The sequence below is a fragment of the Algoriphagus sp. PAP.12 genome (assembly GCF_026652115.1).
GTDB lineage: Bacteria > Bacteroidota > Bacteroidia > Cytophagales > Cyclobacteriaceae > Algoriphagus.
This window is the reverse complement of sequence record NZ_JAPPSQ010000001.1, coordinates 478,165-497,595: the sequence shown is the minus strand read 5'-3', so window position 1 is coordinate 497,595 and position 19,431 is coordinate 478,165. Positions and strand designations below refer to the sequence as shown.

Annotated in this window: 14 protein-coding genes; 4 read left to right on the top strand and 10 right to left on the bottom strand. The window is 40.4% G+C overall.

The window, feature by feature from the left end; genetic code table 11:
- The first annotated feature begins 24 nt into the window (after positions 1–24).
- Complete coding sequence (gldD, locus tag O0V13_RS02085) at positions 25–597, top strand: gliding motility lipoprotein GldD (RefSeq protein WP_268033335.1); 573 nt, start codon at positions 25–27, stop codon at positions 595–597.
- Here gldD and O0V13_RS02080 read toward each other — a convergent pair.
- Positions 594–2,369: a sodium:solute symporter family protein gene (locus O0V13_RS02080; protein ID WP_268033334.1), complete on the bottom strand. Its 1,776-nt coding sequence runs from the start codon at positions 2,367–2,369 to the stop codon at positions 594–596. The two genes, gldD and O0V13_RS02080, sit on opposite strands and share 4 nt — an antisense overlap.
- Before the next feature lie 290 nt (positions 2,370–2,659).
- Here O0V13_RS02080 and O0V13_RS02075 point away from each other — a divergent pair, with 290 nt between their 5' ends.
- The 3 genes from O0V13_RS02075 to recG all read left to right on the top strand — a co-directional run bounded on the left by O0V13_RS02075 (position 2,660) and on the right by recG (position 7,476).
- The gene (locus O0V13_RS02075; RefSeq protein ID WP_268033333.1) at positions 2,660–4,150 is read left to right on the top strand and encodes a choice-of-anchor I family protein; all 1,491 of its coding nucleotides are present in this window, start codon (positions 2,660–2,662) and stop codon (positions 4,148–4,150) included.
- A gap of 87 nt (positions 4,151–4,237) precedes the next feature.
- Positions 4,238–5,296, top strand: a complete 1,059-nt coding sequence (locus tag O0V13_RS02070) for a phosphotransferase enzyme family protein (RefSeq protein ID WP_268033332.1) — start codon at positions 4,238–4,240, stop codon at positions 5,294–5,296.
- An 86-nt stretch (positions 5,297–5,382) separates the two neighbouring features.
- Positions 5,383–7,476: an ATP-dependent DNA helicase RecG gene (gene recG, locus O0V13_RS02065; protein ID WP_268033331.1), complete on the top strand. Its 2,094-nt coding sequence runs from the start codon at positions 5,383–5,385 to the stop codon at positions 7,474–7,476.
- Positions 7,477–7,812: 336 nt separating this feature from the next.
- On the opposite strand, the gene O0V13_RS02060 is transcribed toward recG, so the two are convergent.
- The 9 genes from O0V13_RS02060 to O0V13_RS02020 are packed head-to-tail and all read right to left on the bottom strand — an operon-like array spanning position 7,813 to position 19,388.
- Positions 7,813–8,937 carry a glycosyltransferase gene (locus O0V13_RS02060; RefSeq protein WP_268033330.1) on the bottom strand — a complete coding sequence of 375 codons (1,125 nt, stop codon included), beginning with the start codon at positions 8,935–8,937 and terminating at the stop codon, positions 7,813–7,815.
- A complete protein-coding gene (locus tag O0V13_RS02055; protein WP_268033329.1) occupies positions 8,913–10,073 on the bottom strand; it encodes a glycosyltransferase family 4 protein in 1,161 nt (386 codons plus the stop codon). The genes O0V13_RS02060 and O0V13_RS02055 overlap by 25 nt, the downstream gene beginning before the upstream one ends.
- On the bottom strand, positions 10,066–10,956 hold the full coding sequence (locus O0V13_RS02050; protein WP_268033328.1) for a class I SAM-dependent methyltransferase: 891 nt from the start codon (positions 10,954–10,956) through the stop codon (positions 10,066–10,068). Before O0V13_RS02050 ends, O0V13_RS02055 begins: the two co-directional genes overlap by 8 nt.
- A gap of 3 nt (positions 10,957–10,959) precedes the next feature.
- Positions 10,960–12,084: a glycosyltransferase family 4 protein gene (locus tag O0V13_RS02045; protein ID WP_268033327.1), complete on the bottom strand. Its 1,125-nt coding sequence runs from the start codon at positions 12,082–12,084 to the stop codon at positions 10,960–10,962.
- A 1-nt stretch (position 12,085) separates the two neighbouring features.
- Positions 12,086–13,486 carry an O-antigen ligase family protein gene (locus O0V13_RS02040; RefSeq protein ID WP_268033326.1) on the bottom strand — a complete coding sequence of 467 codons (1,401 nt, stop codon included), beginning with the start codon at positions 13,484–13,486 and terminating at the stop codon, positions 12,086–12,088.
- A complete protein-coding gene (locus O0V13_RS02035; RefSeq protein WP_268033325.1) occupies positions 13,477–14,451 on the bottom strand; it encodes a glycosyltransferase family 2 protein in 975 nt (324 codons plus the stop codon). The genes O0V13_RS02040 and O0V13_RS02035 overlap by 10 nt, the downstream gene beginning before the upstream one ends.
- Positions 14,435–15,724, bottom strand: a complete 1,290-nt coding sequence (locus tag O0V13_RS02030; protein ID WP_268033324.1) for an oligosaccharide flippase family protein — start codon at positions 15,722–15,724, stop codon at positions 14,435–14,437. The genes O0V13_RS02035 and O0V13_RS02030 overlap by 17 nt, the downstream gene beginning before the upstream one ends.
- Before the next feature lie 14 nt (positions 15,725–15,738).
- Positions 15,739–16,803, bottom strand: coding sequence for an exopolysaccharide biosynthesis protein (locus O0V13_RS02025; RefSeq protein ID WP_268033323.1), 1,065 nt, complete (start codon positions 16,801–16,803; stop codon positions 15,739–15,741).
- The gene (locus O0V13_RS02020; protein WP_268033322.1) at positions 16,803–19,388 is read right to left on the bottom strand and encodes an SLBB domain-containing protein; all 2,586 of its coding nucleotides are present in this window, start codon (positions 19,386–19,388) and stop codon (positions 16,803–16,805) included. Before O0V13_RS02020 ends, O0V13_RS02025 begins: the two co-directional genes overlap by 1 nt.
- Positions 19,389–19,431 lie beyond the last annotated feature (43 nt).

Below are 19,431 nucleotides of genomic sequence, written 5' to 3'. Positions count from 1 at the left end.
AAATCCAAAGTCTAATTTTAGGACATGAGAAAATTAATCTTGTTCGGTTTAGCAATTGGTATTTTGAGTTCCTGCGAAGAAACCTATCTTCCCAAGCCTCCGGGTTATAATCGAATAGATTTGCCTTCTCATAATTTTTCAACTCTTCAAGGAGATTATCCTTACAGTCTTGAATACTCGGTTCATAGCTTGGTGGAGCCTGATTCCTTCAATCTCAAAGAGAAATATTGGATCAACCTGGATTATCAGGGGTTTGAGGCAAAAGTGCATTTGACATATAAGCCTATCAACGAGCAATATGATTTCAGGACTTTGAGCAATGATGCTTTCAATTTGACAGCAAAGCATCAGAAAATGGCCTATGGGATCTCTGAAAATGTGTTGGTAACGCCGAACGGCTATACTGGAGTAGTTGTGGAATTGACTGGAGAAGTGCCTACCCAGTTTCAATTCTTTGTGACTGATTCAACAGATCACTTTTTGCGTGGAGCCCTGTATTTTAATACCGCAATGAAAAATGATTCTTTGGCTCCAGTGATAGAATACATCAAGGTGGACATGGCCCACCTGATGAATTCCGTCAAATTTTTAGATTAATGTAGCGTTTTCCAAGCTCGGATAATTACAACGCTACATGCGATTGCAATTACAGCTCCGATAATTCCTCCAAGAGTATTTCCATAGATAAAGAAACCTGTGGAGAATAGCGCAGAATAAACCATCACCGTACCTGCTAGCATCAAACCAATTTCTTTTGGCAATTGTCCTTGCTCTTGCTTTTCAGTAGGGAATCTATCCAAAACTTTTTTCCAGCCGTAAGCTGCAGGTCTCACTTTTCTATAGAAACTCAACAAAACCTCGTCTTTCTCTGGAGCAGTTAAGAACGTCACCAACAACCATCCGATTGTTGTGATAGAAACCGAATAGATCAATTTCAAATATGCCTGCTCAGCAGGAATGTGGATCAAATCAATGTTTGGATTGATTACCTCGAAGAAAATCGCAACTACGAAAGAAATCGCCATTGCAGAAATCTCAGTGAATGCGTTGATTCTCCACCAGAACCATCTTAGGATAAAGATCAATCCGGTACCAGCACCGATTTGCAATAGGATATTAAATGCATCCAAAGCAGAGGAAAGTGCCAGGGCAAGGATTGCCGATAGGACCATCAAAACCACAGTAGAAATTCTACCAACCGCTACCAATTGCTTGTCAGAAGCATCAGGCTTAATAAATCTTAGGTAGAAATCATTTACTACATAGGAAGATCCCCAGTTTAGGTGAGTAGAAAGAGTGGACATCACAGCTGCAATCAGGGATGCCAACACGATCCCAATCAAACCTGTTGGGAGGAAAGTCAACATGGCAGAATAAGCCAAATCATCTCCTAACTTATCAGCAGGGATATTCGGAAATGCTGCTTGAAGGTCGCTGATATTTGGGAAAATCACCAATGAAGAAAGTGCAATTAAAATCCAAGGCCAAGGTCTCATGGCATAATGGGCTACATTATAGAATAGCGTTGCACCCATTGCATTTTTTTCATCTTTTGCAGAAAGCATTCTTTGTGCGATATATCCGCCGCCACCTGGCTCAGATCCTGGGTACCAAGTTGCCCACCACTGGATAGCGATTGGCAAAATGAACAAAGGAATATAAACGTTTGGATTATCGAAATCCGGAAGGAAATTCAATTTGTCTGCTACATTCTCATGAGTTAACAAGTTATTCAAGCTTCCGATTTCCGGTAAATCCAATATAAAATAAGCAGCTCCGAATGATCCGATCATCGCAATGAAGAACTGGAAGAAGTCAGTCAAAAGAACCCCTTTCAATCCACCTAATGAACTGTAAACAACAGTTACGATAGAGGCAATCAATAGGGTCTGTACCGGACTCAATCCCAACATAACCCCACCGATTTTGATTGCGGCAAGGGAAACAGTAGCCATAATGACCACATTGAAGAATACTCCCAAATAAATCGCTCTAAAAGCTCTTAAGAATGCCGCTCCTTTTCCAGAATAGCGCAATTCATAAAACTCCAAGTCGGTAGTAACTTCAGATCTTCTCCAAAGTTTAGCATAAACAAACACTGTAAGCATTCCTGTAAGCAAGAACGCCCACCAAGCCCAGTTTCCAGCAACGCCGTTTTTACGGACAATGTCTGTTACCAAGTTGGGAGTATCAGCTGAAAAGGTGGTTGCCACCATGGAAACACCCAAAAGCCACCAAGGCATATTTCTACCTGAAAGGAAAAATTCTTTGGCTGAGGTACCGGCTTTTTTCGAAGTAAAAAGTCCAATGAGTAATGAGACTACAAAGAAGGCTCCGATAATGGCCCAGTCAATCGTACTTACATTCATAAGGGGAAGCGTTTATTTAATGCAGACAAATAACAAAAAATTTATCTAAATGCCTTTCAACTTTTTTAATAAATTTTATAAACAGACCGATTTTTAGTGTGATTTGCTATTTATTTTGATAAGGTAAGTTGGCCTAATTTCCTGACACATTAAGAATATGTTACATTTTTTTAACTGTGAAGTGAATTTTTAATAGGTTGTTAATTTTTTAATAATCTAAAAATCAACCTCTTAGTAACCGTTTCAGGTAATTTCAATTCTTTATAAATACACCATAACCTTATAATTAAATGAAAAGAATTGGGATTGTTGTTTTAATGGCCGGAGTCCTTATTTCCTGCCAAGAGCGTATTGGGAAGGGGATTCCTGTTTTTACAAATTTTTCTGAAGTCGGATCGGGAATCGATATTGGAGATGAAGGGGCTGCAGAAATATCTGCCTATGATCCTTTGACAAAAAAACTGTTTGTTGTCAATAACTCAGGTGCTTCTCAAGTTGATATTGTTGATTTTTCAGATATCGAAAATTTAATGTCTGTAGGAAGTATTGATGTGACACCTTTTGGCGGAGGCGTAAATTCTGTTGCTGTTAAGAACGGACTTTTGGCGATGGCTGTGGAGGCAAATACCAAAACAGATAATGGTTCGATCGTAATTTTTGAGACCACAAATCTTATTACTCCTATCCAGGTAATTCCTGTCGGTGCTTTGCCAGATATGGTGACTTTCAGTCCAAACGGTCAATTCATAGTTTCTGCAAATGAAGGGGAGCCAAATGATGATTATTCTGTCGACCCAGAAGGTAGTATTTCTATTATTGATGTAACTGATGGGTTTTCTTACCAGACTTTGGGTTTTGGAGCATTTGAAAGTCAAAAGGGAGCATTGATGGATCAAGGCTATAGAGTTTTTGGACCTGGGGCTACACTCGCAATGGACACCGAGCCTGAATATGTTGCCATCAGTGCCAATTCAACAACTGCTTGGGTTACACTTCAAGAAAACAATGGGATAGCTAAAGTTGACTTGTTAGGAAAGCAGATCACAGAAATTTTTCCTTTGGGAATGAAGGATTATTCTAAGAAAGCCAATGTCTTAGATCCTAGTGATAAAGATGATGCGATAGAATTAGGAAACTGGCCATTGAAGACTTATTTCATGCCTGACGCAATTGTAGCTTATTCTGTAGGTAATACTGACTTTTTGATCACAGCCAATGAAGGTGATGCTAGAGAATATGATGGTTTTGAAGAGGAGTCTAGAGTGGAAGATTTGACACTGGATGAAACGGCGTTTCCAAATTGGGAAGACCTTCAAAAGAAAGGAAATTTAGGTAGATATACTGCCACCACTATTTCAGGTGATCTAGATGGGGATGGAGATTTTGATGAGATTCATGGTTTTGGAGGTAGATCCTTTACCATTTGGAATGCCAATGGTGCCTTGATCAATGATTACAAGACTTTGGAAATGGATTTGATCAATAACAATTCGTCCCTTTATGATGATGGAAGAAGTGATAACAAAGGTGTGGAGCCAGAGGCTGTGGAAATCGGAACAAGTGGAGGGAGAACCTATCTTTTCGTTGGAATGGAGAGAGCTGATGCTGTCGGTGTCTATGAATTGAGAGGTGTCGGTTCTATTGAGTTTATTCAATTATTGGAAGTGGGAGATGCTCCAGAGGGGGTGCTTTTTATCCCTGCTGAAGAAAGCCCGAATGGTCGTTCGACTTTGGTAGTTAGTTCTGAGGGTGATGGAAAGATCAAAGTTTTCCAAAACTAATACCCTGAAATTGTGATTGATAAAGCTGTCTTCTGTAAAGGAGGCAGCTTTTTTTAGACCCAATCAAATTTCTGAATAATTTTGGGGATGGATCTTCAGAAAATTCACCAAATACTATCCCTATACCCTAGCCTTCCTTTTCAGGAATTGTCCAGTATCAATGCACTTGGTAATGGACTGATTCATGACACTTATAGGATTACAACAGCTGATGGTGGTTATGTATTGCAAGCCTACAATCAGTCTGTATTCCCATTTCCTGAACGAATTGCCAATAATTTAGGAATTTTGATCCGTGAAAAAGTGAATGATCAGTTGCCTTTTGTTCTTCCTTTGCCTTTGCTCAATTTGGAAGGAAAGCAATTGACAGAAGTGGAAGGAAAGTCTTGGAGGATCTTTGAATTTGTTGAAGGAAATACTCTGGAGCAGATCACAGCTTTGGATCAAGCAAAAAATGCAGCTTTTGCTTTTGCAAAGTTTTCATTAGCTGGTGCGCAATTGGATATGGCAGCATTTCAGGAGACCATTCCTGATTTTCATAGATTGGATCTACGCTATGAAAAGTTCCTTCAAGAAGCTGGAAAAGCCCAAAATTTGGATGAAGAAGAGCAATCCATTCTACTGTTTTACGTCAATCAAAAGCCTTTGATAGAGGCATACAAAGAATTTGCTCAAAAGCTTCCAGTAAGATTGACTCATAGCGACACCAAAATCAATAACCTGATTTTTTCCAAAGATTTGAGCAAGGTGGAGGCCTTGATTGATTTGGATACGGTGATGCCCGGCTTTCTGATGTATGACTTCGGGGATATGGTACGGACAGTTGCCTGTTCCGTTCCTGAAACGGATACCCAATGGGAGAAGCTTTGTCTTGAAGAAAAAGTGTTTGAGCAATTGCTGGAAGGCTATTGGTCAGGTCTAAAGTCCATGGCAACCTCTGAGGAGAAAGAATCTTTGCTTTTGGCTGGTGAAGTGATGACTTGCATGATGGGATTGCGATTTTTTACTGATCACTTGATGGGTAATGTGTACTATCGAGTTCAATACCCTGAGCAGAATCTTCATCGAGCCAAAAATCAAATGATTTACCTGAGAGATCTTCAGCAAAAAAGAGGAACTCTCAAGGCTTTGATCGAACAAATTTGATTTTCATTCTTTCCAATTGACAATTCCAGTCAATTCCTTGGCAATTGATTTTAGCAAGATTAATTTGTCGCAAACAAGATTAAGCTTTGTCCGGATTTTTCGACACCAAAATTGAATTTCTTAAAGGAGTAGGCCCTCAAAAGGCAGAGCTACTGAACAAAGAGCTTTCAATTTTTACTTATGGAGATTTACTGCAACACTATCCTTTCAGATACGAGGATAGAAGTAAATTTTATAAAATTCGGGAGCTCCAGCAGGACTTGGAAAACGTTCAGGTCATCGCCAGAATTCGAAAAGTTGAATTGGTCGGAGTGGGAGGAAAGAGGCGTTTGGTAGCTTATGTGGCTGACGAAACCGGGGAAATGGAAATGACCTGGTTCAAAGGAATTCAATGGGTGCAGAAGAAATTACCTGTCGGTGCAGTCTATATTTTTTTTGGAAAACCAGCCCAATTTGGCAGAAAATGGAGTATTGCCCATCCAGAAATGGAACCTCTTTCTCAAGCAACTGAAAAGCGAAATACCTTCCAACCAGTTTATTCCTCGACGGATAAACTTCGGGCTAGATTTCTGGATAGCAGGGGAATTTCCAAAATTTTGGAAGGCCTGATTCAGGTTTGTTACCCTCATATTTCAGAGACTTTGCCTCAGGAAATTTTAGACCAATATCAATTGATCGGAAAGAGAGAGGCAGTCAAAGAGATCCATTTTCCTTCAGAACCGGGACTACTTCAAAGAGCCAGGAAACGGTTGAAATTTGAAGAGTTCTTCTTTCTACAACTGCGTCTTTTAATGATGAAGGTGAGCAGGACTGAAAAGTTCCGAGGGCAGATTTTGGACAATACCGAATTGCTGACTGATTTCTACCAAAATCATATTCCGTTTGAACTGACTGGAGCCCAGAAAAGGGTGATTCGAGAAGCCTATCATGACCTGAAATCTGGTAAGCAGATGAACCGGTTAGTTCAAGGGGATGTAGGAAGTGGAAAAACAATGGTCGCTTTCATTTGTATGTTGATTGCTATCAGTTCCGGTTCACAGGCCTGTTTGATGGCCCCAACGGAAATATTGGCTAATCAGCATTATGAGGGCTTGAAAGAATTTGCCGACATGATTGGATTGAAGATTTCCATTTTGACAGGGTCCGTAAAGAAATCTGCTCGTAAAATCATCCATGAAGAGCTTTTGAATGGAGAACTGAAGATCTTGATTGGTACGCACGCACTTCTTGAAGATGTGGTCCAGTTTCAAAATTTAGGTTTGGCAATCGTAGATGAGCAGCATCGATTCGGTGTGGCTCAAAGAGCCAAGCTTTGGGCGAAAAATGAAGAATTTATTCCCCATGTCCTGGTCATGACTGCAACTCCTATTCCTCGGACTTTGGCAATGACGCTATATGGTGATTTGGATGTGTCAGTCATCGATGAATTGCCTGCAGGAAGAAAGCCGATCCAAACAGTTCACCGCTATGAAAAGGATAGGCTCAAAGTTTTTGGCTTTATCAATGAAGAAGTCAAAAAAGGGAGGCAAGTCTATATCGTATATCCTTTAATTGAGGATTCAGAAAAAATGGATCTCAAATCACTGATGGATGGCTATGAAAGTATTGCAAGAGCCTTTCCACAATATCCCTTGAGTATTGTGCATGGGGCAATGAAGTCGGAGGACAAGGATTATGAGATGCAGCGCTTTGTGAAAGGAGAAACCAAAATTATGGTTGCGACCACAGTGATTGAAGTGGGTGTAAATGTGCCTAACGCTTCTGTGATGATCATTGAGAATGCGGAGCGATTTGGGCTTTCACAGCTTCATCAGCTAAGGGGAAGAGTAGGTAGAGGAGCCGAACAAAGCTACTGCGTATTAATGAGTAAATACGAACTCTCAAAAGATTCCAGAATTCGTCTTGAAACGATGGTTCGAACCAATGATGGATTTGAAATAGCAGACGTGGATTTGAGATTGAGAGGTCCTGGAGATTTGATGGGCACTCAACAGAGTGGGATTACCGATTTGTTGATTGCTGATTTGAGCAAGGATGCACCGATTCTTACGTTGGCTAGGGATGCTGCCCAGCAGATTTTAGCCAATGACCCTCATTTGACTCAGCCTGTGAATGCTCCAATCCTTCGTCAGGTCAAGCAGCAAAATAAAACTGCGGTGAATTGGAGTAGGATTTCGTAGGTTGAAGGTTGAAAGGTTCTTTCTTATTCAAAATTCATCATTCGATGTTCGATATTGAAAAATAAGGAGAACAAGAGAATAGAGATTGAATTGCCACCTGCTTCAGCTGGTGGATATAAATTGAAAAAATCGGCGGGGCTTTAGCCCAATTATTCAATAAGAATTGGGCTAAAGCCCAGATGTGGAATAATTGATCAGGATTGAATGGGCTAAAGCTCCATTCCTATTCAAAATTTGAAATCAAGGCTTTACTTTTCTTTAACTTCATCATTCGGGTTTCGATATTGTATTAAAACAATTACCCTTAATTCCTGTCCGTCTTTGGTAAATAGAATCCTATTTCCCTGCCAATTCCTCAAACACTTCCAGATACTGTTCAGTCACATAATCCCAGTTATAGCGTTGGGTTAATCCTGATCGTGCTGAATTTCGGAAGCTATCCATGGATTCAGGCTCAGCCTCAGCCTTTTCTACGATTTCTTTAACCGATTCCGGTTCTTTTTGAAAATACCAACCGTGCTTTCCATTCTGAAGCATTTCTTGATTGAATGGAGTATCCAAAGCCAAAATAGAGCAACCATAACCCAAGGCTTTCAACATTGCCGGATTGGTTCCTCCAAACTCATGGCCATGGAAATAGGCATAGCAGTGCGAATAAAGAGCGGCCAATTCATTTGGATCAGTCACATAGCCGATAAAAAATAATCGAGGATCCTGCACCTGTTTTAATCGACTGGACCATTCATCTTCAAAAGGTACATCTCCTACAATGACCAATTTCCTTTTAGAATCTGATTTTAGAAATCCGTTAACGATCAATTCGGCATTATTGTCTGGAACCAATCGTCCAACGATCAAGAAATAGTCTCGGCTTTCCAAATCCCATTTTTTGATCGGAGCTGAGTCGACACTTTCTCTGGGATTGGCTCCATAAGCGATTACTCTTGAATCTTTATTGAAAAGCTCCAAATACACCCTTCTCATTTCATCAGAATCATTGATGATTTGATCAAAGTGTTTGGTGGCCATTTTAGAAGCCCATTTGAAATATTTGGCTCCGAAACCTTTCCATTTTGGCCTCAACCATTCCAAACCATCAACATTGATAGCAGTAGGTTTTCTAAAAATTTTAGCGATGATTCCGAAAGGTCCATTACCGGAATTCACCACAAAAATCACGTCCACATCTGAGAAACAGGCATGAACCATTGAAAAGAATGTATGCGATAATTGAGTTAGCTTTTTCGTTTCGATTGCAGGTGTATAGATGCATTCGATTCCATTAACAAAGCGAGGTTTTTCTGGAAATAAAGAACGGTGATTATAAACTCTGACGTGAACGCCTTTTGCCACCAACCTTTCACCCAGCTCACGAATCATGGTATCATAGCCACCATAGACATAGGGGTAACCTTTGGCACCCATGATCGCTACTTTTAATTTTTTTCCAGATGCTCCCATAGGTGTTTTTTAATTCTCTCCTCGAAAGCTTCCAGGCTAAATTCTGAAAGAACTCTATTTCTTCCTGCTTCTCCCAATTGGTTTCTAAGATCTTTTTGTTCTATTAATTTACTGAGCTGAGAAACTCCTGTTTCCAGATCTTCCGGCTCAATAATAAATCCAGTTTTGCCCTCTGCTACCATTTCCACAGCACCTCCAGTTTGCGTTGCAAGGATTGGTTTCGCAGCAGCCATAGCCTCCAAAATTACTGTAGGAAATGAATCTGGCAAAATAGAGGGCAAAACAAAAATATCTAGGCTAGCCAAAACTTTTGGAATATCCTCTCGAAAACCCAAATAGCTAACTTTCCCCTCCAAACTTTTTTGTTGGATTTTTTCCATCATTCCCACAAGAATGGGTTCGTAGCCCGGAAAAGGATCCCCTACCAAAACAAAATGAGTTTCAGGATATTTCAAGCTGAGTTGTCTAGCCATTTCCAAAAAGAAGAGTTGGCCTTTTCCCGGATTGATTCTTCCGATCATTCCTATAGCAATGGAACTTTCGGGAATCCCCAGTTCTTTTTTTGCATTTGGAAAAAATTCCAAAAACTCCCCATATGGTATCCCGTTGTGGATGACTTCTATCTGGGCTTTTTTCAGAAAACCTTGCCAATGGTCAGCTACAGCATGTGAAACAGCAATGGGTTTTGCGGTGCTTTTGTCCAGCATTTTGCTTAAAAGCTTCACAAGAGGTGCTGGTCCCGGAAGAATCTCATGAATATGCCAAATATGAGGAAGTTGATTTTTTTGAGCCCAATAGGCACCCACGATGACAGCCAATGTATTGGAAAACACCAATTCGAATTGATACTTTTCATGCAATTCGCTAATGAATCGGTAGGCTTTTAAATTCTTGTTGAATCGATTAATCAGACCTTGTGGATTGACGTATTTTCTTCTCAGAATGCCCAAATTCTGAATATAAACTGGAATATTTTCCTTTTCTAAATACCCTTGAATCGCTCCTGGTCCGGTAAGGACGACGATTGGATTGAAGCCTTCTTTTTGATAAACCCGAAGGACCTGCAAAATGATTTTGCCGGATCCATAAAGCTCAGAGGAGCTTTGGAGAAAAAGGACATTTCGGGTTTTAGGCATTCTTTTGAAAATAAATCCCTAGAATTCCTGATTTTCCAAAAAAGGTGGAAATTATCTCTAGGATCCAGGCAAATGGGAGAACCACAGCTATAGCTAAAAGTAAGCCAATGGTCTTTTTCCGTTTCAGCCGCAAAATAAGATTTTCTTTGAAACCAAGTTTAAATAACATCGCCTGCAGCATTCCCAAAACTCCCAAATGGAAAGAGTAAGAACGAGAGCCAACCTTTTTAAAGCCTAATTTTCCAATTTCATTTCCCAAAGCTTCTTCGTTCCAATGACTCAAATGCTTCGGTATATCCCAGTGCATCCAATTGCATCCAGCAATTTTGGCCTGCCAAGAATTTTCTCTAGGAACTTCGATATATAGAAGCCCTTTGGCATTTTCTTTTAAAAGCTCTTCGAGTAATGCAATGGGATCTGGAAGGTGTTCCAACACATGATTGAGGGTAATCAAATCAAAATTTCCACCTTCAATTTTTCCTTGCGAATAATATTCCGATAGGACTTTGACACCATACTTTTCGATGGCAAAGTTGGCTCTATCCTGGGAGGTTTCTACGCCTATTCCATCCCAGCCCATTGATTCGGCAACATAAAGAAACAGGCCTTTTCCAGATCCAAAGTCCAATAATCTTTTTGCCTCTGGATTGAGTTTTTTGACATTTTTGAGAACCTTTTTGGCTTCAGAAAAAATGATTCTTTCGAAAATGGATTTTCGATTATCAACTACAGCATAGACCTCGTCTGAATACAGGGCTTCCGCATCAAATTCTTTAGGTAAATAAGTCCACTTTACCTTACAAGAAGGACAGGAAATGAGGGAATTTGCTGTTGGGTAATTAATAGTCGGCGTTTGGCAGACAGGACATTGGGTTTGCCGCATGGCTTACAATCCGGGTTTCAGAATGATCTGATGAAAAGCTTCTACAAATTTTTGAGCTGAAAAGTCTCCGGAACGGATTTTTCCTTTTTCACTCAGACTCTGGCATAGCTCAGAATCACGGTCTAAAAGTACCATTTTTTCCAATAAATCTTCTTGATTTCCGGTTTGGAAAGGGAGCCCTGCTCCGTCAGCAACCTCCAAGAGCGCTTCTTGATCTGAGTGAATCACAGGTAATCCAAAGCCCATAGCTTCTGGAATTGGGATCCCAAAACCTTCATTTTCCGAAGGGAATAAATAGGCAAAAGCATGCTCGTAAAGTGCTTTGATTTCCCCATCTGAAAGGAATCCAGGCAAAATTACATGCTTTTCCAAACCAAGATCATTTACCAGATTTTCGACTTTTGGGAAATCATTCATTTGGGCACTTTGACCCGGTCCTCCCACCAGCAGGAGCTTTTTGGAAGATTTGGTTTGCTTCAAAAATTCCGCAAAAGTCTTAGTCAAAAGCGGCAGTTGTTTTCTTTTATCAAAGGTGCCGATGTGTAGAAAGTAAGACTGGTTTACCAATCCTAATTTTTTCAAAATCTGAGGATCAGAAGCAGCTTTGAGGCTTTTTGGACATTGGTAGATGACAGAGATCGGCCAGTTTTTTCCCAAATGCTTTTCCAGGGATCTTTTGGAATAATCTGTAGTCGTTATGATTTCCGTTTTTTCCTTCAGCCCTTTTTTGATCAGATTGAGAAAGTAAGTTCTCCACCATTTCGGATAATTCTGTGGCATTTGCCAAAAGAATGCATCATGTACCACAGTCAATCTTCGGCAAGGAAGTGATGCAGCTGGAGAAACAAAATCCGGACAAATCAAGACATCTGGTTGATGCTTTTTGACCAAATCTGGAAGCTGAAACTCCTTCCAGCGAAAGTAATCCAAATGATAGTTGAGTCGCTGGATTTTAGATTGCGTGCCTTTAAATGAATTGTCTTTTGCCTGTTTATCCGGTTCGTGGGTAAAAATGAATTCTACTTCGGGATGGGGATATTTCCGAATGGCTTTGGCCAATTCCACCATGTAGGTTTTGATGCCTGTGGTGGCCACATTCAAATATTGCAGGTCTAAAAGGACTTTCAAACTAAAGGGGTTTTCTCAAAGATAATTGGATTCTGCTATACTCGTGCACACTGTAGCCGATCATCCACCATGTCAGCCAAGCGACATAGGTGTACATTTCGGCATTGGCGGTGAACAAGGGTAAAAGCAAACCTACTTTTACAACTGCTCCTACAAACGCAATTCTTGCGACCTGAGTGTTCTCTGTTTGGTAAAAGACTCTCAAGCTCAAAATGACTCCAGTGGCTAAGGTGAGTATGTATAAAATCATACCAAGCCAACCGAGTTGTACCCCATAAATCAAAAATTGATTCTCTCCCCCTACTCTCAATTCGTCGGTCACACTACCTGCATTTCCACTCATGGCCAGTCCAATTCCAAATGGATTTCCTACCATTGAATCCAATGCTAAAACCCATTCGACCACGTGGCCAATACTGGAAGTATTTTCAAATGTAAGCGTATCAAGAACGAAGAAATAGAAGTCTTCCGAGGCAAAAAAGAGGACATAAATTCCAAAAGCTACCAAAACCAAAAAACCAGCAGCGATGAGCTTGTAAAGTCGGAAAACCAGGGCAATAAAAAAGATCATGACGAAAAAAGCCCCAAAAGCAGCTCTGGAAGCAGAAAAGACCAGGCTTCCCAAAGAGCAAGCCATGACTAAAATGTATAGCCAGTTGTATTCTTTTTTACTAGTCAAAAACCAAATCAGGCCAGCGGCAAAACCCATCAATACCGAACTAGCCATCTCTAAAGGATCAGAGAAAAAGCTCGCCAATCGTTTGGTTACAGCTTGAGTTTCGAAGGTCCAAGTAAGTCCAAAATTTCCGGTTGGTTCTATATCATTGATTGCCAAATTGTATAAGGCATAGCCAGAGAATTGCTGCAAATGCGCTTGAAGAATAAAGTTTTCTATCAAGTTGATTACAAATGCACCTATCGCTACGATAAAGATGATTTTGAAGATTCTATTGATTTCCCAATCCTCAAAATGTGTATTTCTTCCCAAGAAATAGACAAAACCGGGGATCAACATACTTTTGAAATATAGGGCTTTGTTGAGAAAGGAAGCTTGGCCTAAAGGCAAAACCAAATAAGTAAAAGCCAATCCTAGAAAGGAGATCATCATCCAATCAGTGGACATCATGCGGAATGGGTAATCGGCTATTTTTCTTTGGTAAAGAATGAAAACCAAAAGTGAGATCAAAACGACCAATTCCTTGAGAATTTGGAACAAGCTCACCAATTCAGGAGAACGAGTTGCCAAATACACCACACTTAAGCTGGTGATATAAAAGGGTAAAAATGCAGCCAAAAAGAAAATGAAATGAGACCATTTTCCTTTGAAAATCATTTCTTGGACTGTCCAAAAAAAGCCAGCCCCAACAGCGATCGCTATGATGATAAAGAATATCAGGGCCATGTCGGAATCGCTTGAAGTTTATTGAATAACCCATCTTTGATTCCTCTAGCAACTGCCTTCAATTTTTGAAATCGACCGCGTAGCAAGAAGTAGATCATCCAAAGCGAAAATCTACCCAAATGAAAAGGATAAGCAAAAATTCCGATTGGTGACTTGTCTAAGGAACTCTCCAAGGGTTCAAAACCCTTGGAGAGTTTTTTTATTCCTCTGAGTAAATAGAATTGGTTTCTTACATGCCAATAGAACACATTTGCACTAAGTGTTCCTTCAGAACCTTTCTTTTTGGAAGAGGCTCCCGCTTCATGGTATATTTTTGCTTCTGGCGAAAGGTGAATTGAAAAACCTTGATATCGGATTCTCAAGGACCACTCTACATCTTCGAAATAGGCGAAATACTGGTCATTCAACAGGCCTGATTGAAGGATTGCATCCCTAGAAACCAGCATAGCGCAGCCCGTTGCCCAATCTAAGTTTTCCTGAAATTCAAATCCTTGGATCTGATTTCTATCTCCGATTGTAATTGCACTGCCCAACCTACTTTTCCATTTGCCTCCGGCGCTCCAGATTTTTTGCTTTTCTTCCAAAAAACAAATGACAGGCTGGATTATACCTGCTTTGGGATGTTGCTGTAAGGTAGAAACCATTTTACTTAAGAAATCTGGCTCAACTTCAGTATCATTATTCAATAGAAGGGTGTGGGAGAAACCCATTTCAAGTGCCTTTTTTATTCCGACATTATTTCCTCCGGTGAAACCCAAGTTTTGGGTGTTTTCTATTAAAATGATTTCAGGATATTCATTGAATAACCATTGGCCCTCCGGCTTGTGGGAATCATTGTCTACAACAATAATCTTATGATCTGGAAAATCAATGTTTTTTAGGGATTCCAGGCAAGCTTTTGTAAATGAAAAGCCATTCCAGTTAACCAATATGATCGCAACAGAAATATCAGGTGTAGAAGCCATGGACCAATTCTTTTTTATGTTGGTATAGCAGCACAAGACAAATCAAAAAGACTATGATTTCTGTAGAAATGATACCATAGCTCAGGCCAACTCCCCCAAAGAAATAGGTAAGAATGGAGGAAGCAATGATCATATATAAGCACATCATCCAACTTGCTTTGAAAAGGAGTTCTTTCAGATCTGCCACAAGCAAAAGAACTACATTTCCCACATTCAAGCAGGCCATAAAAGGAACGATTGCAAGGGTTTTCAGATAAAGAACCGATTCATCCAATTCTGATCTAGAGAGAACTTTGATAATCCAAGGAGCAGTCAAGTAGGCACCCAAAGAGATCAATGCCCCAAAAAACAAAACTCTCAGGTAAACGTTTTTCATGAACTTATAAAATCGCTCAGCATCCGATTTATACAATTTGGACGCGTTTGGAAAAATTGCTTGGATGATAAGTGCCGGAAATAATCTCAAAACCATCACCACACGCTCTGCCAATGAATACATTCCTAAGGTTTCTGCCACCGAGAAAAAGCTCAAAATGATCAATCCTCCATTGATCGAAATATGGCTGGCCAGATTGGAAAAGAAGAGTAAAACATTCTCTTTGAGGCTTTTCCAAATGGATGAAAACTCGGGTCTATAAAACTTGACCCCCATAAAGAAATGAATGTAGGCAAGCAGGGACAGGTTAATTGCGAGCCCAAAGAATCCCATCATGAAATTGACCCATTTGCTTTGAGCTGGGCTGTGGATAAACAGCACTATACCCATCAGAAATAGGAGCTTGGAGAAAATATTGGCGATGGAAACGAGTTTCATTTTTTCCATCCCCTGAAAAAACCACAAAGGAAGCGTGGCTTCTGAAAACAAAAGCAGAGATGAGAAAACCAAAATCATCTGGTATTCCTGAAACAAGTTAAAGCCAAATACTCCCAGAAAAATCACAAAAGTTGCCATACTAGCAAGGATGATTTTGCTGGAAAATACATTAGAAACTAGATGTGAAAGGGCGTCCTTGTCCTGCTGATTGACGGCCACTTCTCTTGGAGCACTCAAGTTGTATCCAAAGCCAACCAAGATATTCAGCAAAATAATGACGGAAAGGGCAAGATTGACCAAGCCAAACTGATCTACTCCTATGCCTTGGATCAACAAAGGCATGGAGATTATTGAAATCAGGACATTGGAAGATTGAATAACTGCCAGGAACAAGAAATTCTGAATAGACTTATTCCGGATGAAGCTACTTAAAGAAATGAGGGATAATTTTTCGAACATGGCAGCTCAGTTTGTTAGCTTTCCTGCACATGTTTTTGGTACAGTCGATGGAAATACAATCCAAAAAGTACCAATAGACCCGTGATGATGGCTCCTAAAACAATTCCTTTGACCAATCTGATTTCGCTTCTTTTCAGAGGAAATCTTGGTGAATCAATAATCTGGATCAAAGGCGAATTATTTCGATGATTGACTTTTGCGATTTCCAGATTCTTTACGATTTCTTGATAAACAGCTCCCGTAGCCTGCACGTCGATTTGCCTTTTTCGGCTTTCCACTTGAGCGGAACTCAATAGTGGGTTTGCATTTGGAACTCGATCTGTAGCTGTGGCAAATTCAGCCAGGCTTTCATCCAAAATCGCTCTTACGGAATCTGCTTGAGATTGAAGAATCTGAAGATTTTCACCCGTTTTCTTCGTTTTAGTCTGGAAGTAGAATGTATTCACATTGTCGACCAAAGTTTCATTGAAAGCTTTTGCAAAACCCTCATCCTTCGAAGAAATGCTTACCTGAATAATGCTCAACTTACGATCCGGTTTGGCAACGCTTAGTTGATTTTCTCTGATTAGTTTAGAGACTTCCTTTACTACAGAATCTTGGGATACTGAATATTGATCTCTAGGAATGGAAAAGTCCATAGAGGAAATATCAACTTTAGAGGCCCACTTCTTATCTAACTCTTCGAATTCCACAAAGCGATCAATCAATAGTTGACTTTCACTGAATGGCTTCAATAATGTTTCACCAAGCATCCGATCAGATCGATAAAGCTCCATGATGTTGTCTCCTTGAAACAAACCTGAAGTTCCTCCCAAGGAACCTAGATTTACTCCCACCAGAGAGGCCAGACCGGACATTTGTCCCATACTGCCTACTTCTCCTTCTTCTAAAACGAATGAGGTTTCAGCATGAAAAACTGGTTTTTTGAAAATGGAAACCAAGGCTCCCAGTACCATTCCCAAGATTCCAGCTGCAATTAAAATTTTCCATTTGGAAAGGAAATAGGCAAACCATTCACCCAGGTTTTGGATGACTTCTTTGAGTGTAAATTGATTGTCAGAAAAGTGTTTCGAAGCCATTACCAATTAATTTGTGAAACTACCAATGCGAGTGTTGCCAATCCAGTAGTGATACCCACTACATCGCCCAGTCTAAGGGGAACTTTTGGCCCTTTGGTTGGGACAATTACTTCAGCTCCTGGTTCTACTGGAGGATAGTTTCGAATGCCCAAAAAGCCCTTGGTTCTTTTTACAGCCCCATTGGCATAGACTACATAGGTTTGCTTTCTATTGGCTCTTCTTTCGAAACCGCCTGCCCCATTGATATAGTGCTTCAAGCTTCTTCCACTTTCGTGACGCATGGTAGTCGGATATACGACGTCTCCTCTCATGCGGACCGTCTGCAATAACTTAGGTACCGAAAGGATATCTCCTTCTACAAGTAAAAGGTCATTTTCAGACCCCGGATTTTTAAGGATTGCTTCCAAATCGATGGCTACTGCTTCGGTATCCTTAATTTTGACTGCAAAACCTGGAGTTTCTGACGCAATTTGATCCAAAGACTCTTTTTTAGTTAGAGCCAATTGATTGTCTACAGGATTTTCCGCTTTAGGCAGATTGGTGAATAAGCGCTGAATCAATTCTTCCTGAGCCTCAGAATTGTTTGGATCTTCCATTAAGCGAAGGCGAAGTGCCTCCAAATTTCTTTGTCTCCTGATTTCCTCAGATTCTGTATTGAAAAACTCCGTTCTGCGGATCAAAGTAGCTCCTTTAGCATAGGCGAATTGATTAATTCCTCCAGCGCGATTGATTAGATCAGAGATTCTTTCATCTGAACTTTGAATCGCAAACATCCCCGGAGAATTCACTTGGCCTTCTACAGCCACCAGTTTTTGCATGGTAAAGCTTGCCTTTTTTCTTACGATTACCTGATCATAAGGAAGCAAAGTTTTGGAATCAGATCGGTAGGATAAATTTGGATTGACCTGAACAGGGATTATATCAGAAAGAGTACCCAAATCTGTATCTTCCAATCTTCTTGCGATCTCGATGTCATTTGGATTGGCTGATTCCTGGAAACCTCCGGCAGAAATCACCAATTCTTCCACGGTCATGGATTCTGAGAAAGGATAAACTCCTGGCTTTTTCACTTCTCCTAGGATCTGAACATATTGCTCATTTCGGATATCATAAATGCTTGAAATACGAACTACGTCCTCTCTCTGAAGGGAAATGTCTGGCGCATTACCATCCAGAACAGCCTTCAAATCCACCTCAATCATTTCGGTGCTTAGATCCTTTTTGGTTCGAAGAATGCTTGCCTGATCCGTATAAGCATCACCACGAAGACCATCGGCATTTTGAATGAGCTTTTTTAAAGTCAAATCATCTTCCAAAGCAAAAGTACCTTCACGGTAAACGGCTCCTTTGATTTGAACTCTGTTGCTATACCTATCCAAGATTTTTCCAACCGTGATTTCATCTCCACCTTTGAGAATAAACATCCCAAATTGATTTTGATAGACATCAGAAACTGATCTTTGGTTGTCTGTAATTCGGGAGATTGCTACCCGGTCCTTAAAGGCTAAATCTGTAAATCCACCAGCATATTCTGCCAAGTCTTTGAATGTGTCTCCTTCTTTGACCTCATACTTCATAGGTCTTTTCACTTCACCTTTGATTTGAACTCGGGAGATAAAAGGAGTTACTAAAATCACATCCTGATCTTGAAGCTGGATATCCAAATTGGCAGTTCCGTTGATCAAAAGGTCATAGACGTCAACCGATGCTAATGGTTTGTTGTTTCTAACTACCTTGATTTCGCGCATGGTTCCATTTTCATTTGGACCACCTGCAGCGTAAAGCGCATTGAAAACAGTGGAAAAAGCACTCAAAGTGAAAGTTCCTGGTAACCTGACTTCGCCTAAAATGTGAACTTTGATGGTTCTGACATTTCCCAATGTCACTTGAAGGAAAGTATTTGGATTTGCTCCATTCAAGCCCGTATAAAATCTACTTACTCGGTTTTTGATGATACCAGTTGCTTCTTCAATTGTTTTTCCAGATACTGAAATTGGGCCGATATTATCCAAAAGGACGAATCCGTCAGGATTGACAGTTGCTTCGTAATATTGTTCAGATTGCCCATAAATGTCCACATAGACCACATCACCTGGTCCCAAAACGTAGCTTTTTGGAGTAGCTTGATTCAAGCTTGGCTCAAAACTCAATCTTCTATTGTTCTGGTAAAAAAGTGAGCTTCCGAAAATCTGATTGGATTGATCTAGATCCACCAATTCAGTTTGAGGATTATAAATTCCTTGGGTGATATTGTTGATATCTACTTGCTGGCGAGAATCTCTCTTGGAAGCATTGGTGCTTCTGTTAACCGCGCCACTTGGGTCCAAAGACTCTATTCTGTTACGGAGCTTTGCTACTTCAGAAGATGGCATTCCCCTTAATTGGGCCATTTGAAGGAATTCTTCGGTACTCAGTCCTGCTTCACTTGCTCTGCTTAAAAGCTCTTCTACCTGCTCATCGCTGAGTTCGTCCACCTTAATAGTAGAAATGTCTGTGGTCTGTTGAGCTTGAATAGGCTCAGGAGAAGCGAGTAGGATAAATCCTAAAAGGCCTAAAAAGTACCAGAATCGTTTTTTTAAAATCATGCGAAAATGCTGTCCCGGGTGAAATTCAAACAAATATGCACCC

Coding starts and splice junctions, on each gene's coding strand:
- O0V13_RS02055 (WP_268033329.1), bottom strand. CDS start 10,073: ATGCCTAAAACCCGAAATGTCCTTTTTCTCCAAAGCTCCTCTGAGCTT.
- O0V13_RS02070 (WP_268033332.1), top strand. CDS start 4,238: ATGGATCTTCAGAAAATTCACCAAATACTATCCCTATACCCTAGCCTT.
- O0V13_RS02050 (WP_268033328.1), bottom strand. CDS start 10,956: ATGCGGCAAACCCAATGTCCTGTCTGCCAAACGCCGACTATTAATTAC.
- O0V13_RS02035 (WP_268033325.1), bottom strand. CDS start 14,451: ATGGCTTCTACACCTGATATTTCTGTTGCGATCATATTGGTTAACTGG.
- O0V13_RS02030 (WP_268033324.1), bottom strand. CDS start 15,724: ATGTTCGAAAAATTATCCCTCATTTCTTTAAGTAGCTTCATCCGGAAT.
- gldD (WP_268033335.1), top strand. CDS start 25: ATGAGAAAATTAATCTTGTTCGGTTTAGCAATTGGTATTTTGAGTTCC.
- O0V13_RS02040 (WP_268033326.1), bottom strand. CDS start 13,486: ATGGCCCTGATATTCTTTATCATCATAGCGATCGCTGTTGGGGCTGGC.
- O0V13_RS02025 (WP_268033323.1), bottom strand. CDS start 16,803: ATGGCTTCGAAACACTTTTCTGACAATCAATTTACACTCAAAGAAGTC.
- O0V13_RS02060 (WP_268033330.1), bottom strand. CDS start 8,937: ATGGGAGCATCTGGAAAAAAATTAAAAGTAGCGATCATGGGTGCCAAA.
- O0V13_RS02020 (WP_268033322.1), bottom strand. CDS start 19,388: ATGATTTTAAAAAAACGATTCTGGTACTTTTTAGGCCTTTTAGGATTT.
- O0V13_RS02075 (WP_268033333.1), top strand. CDS start 2,660: ATGAAAAGAATTGGGATTGTTGTTTTAATGGCCGGAGTCCTTATTTCC.
- O0V13_RS02080 (WP_268033334.1), bottom strand. CDS start 2,369: ATGAATGTAAGTACGATTGACTGGGCCATTATCGGAGCCTTCTTTGTA.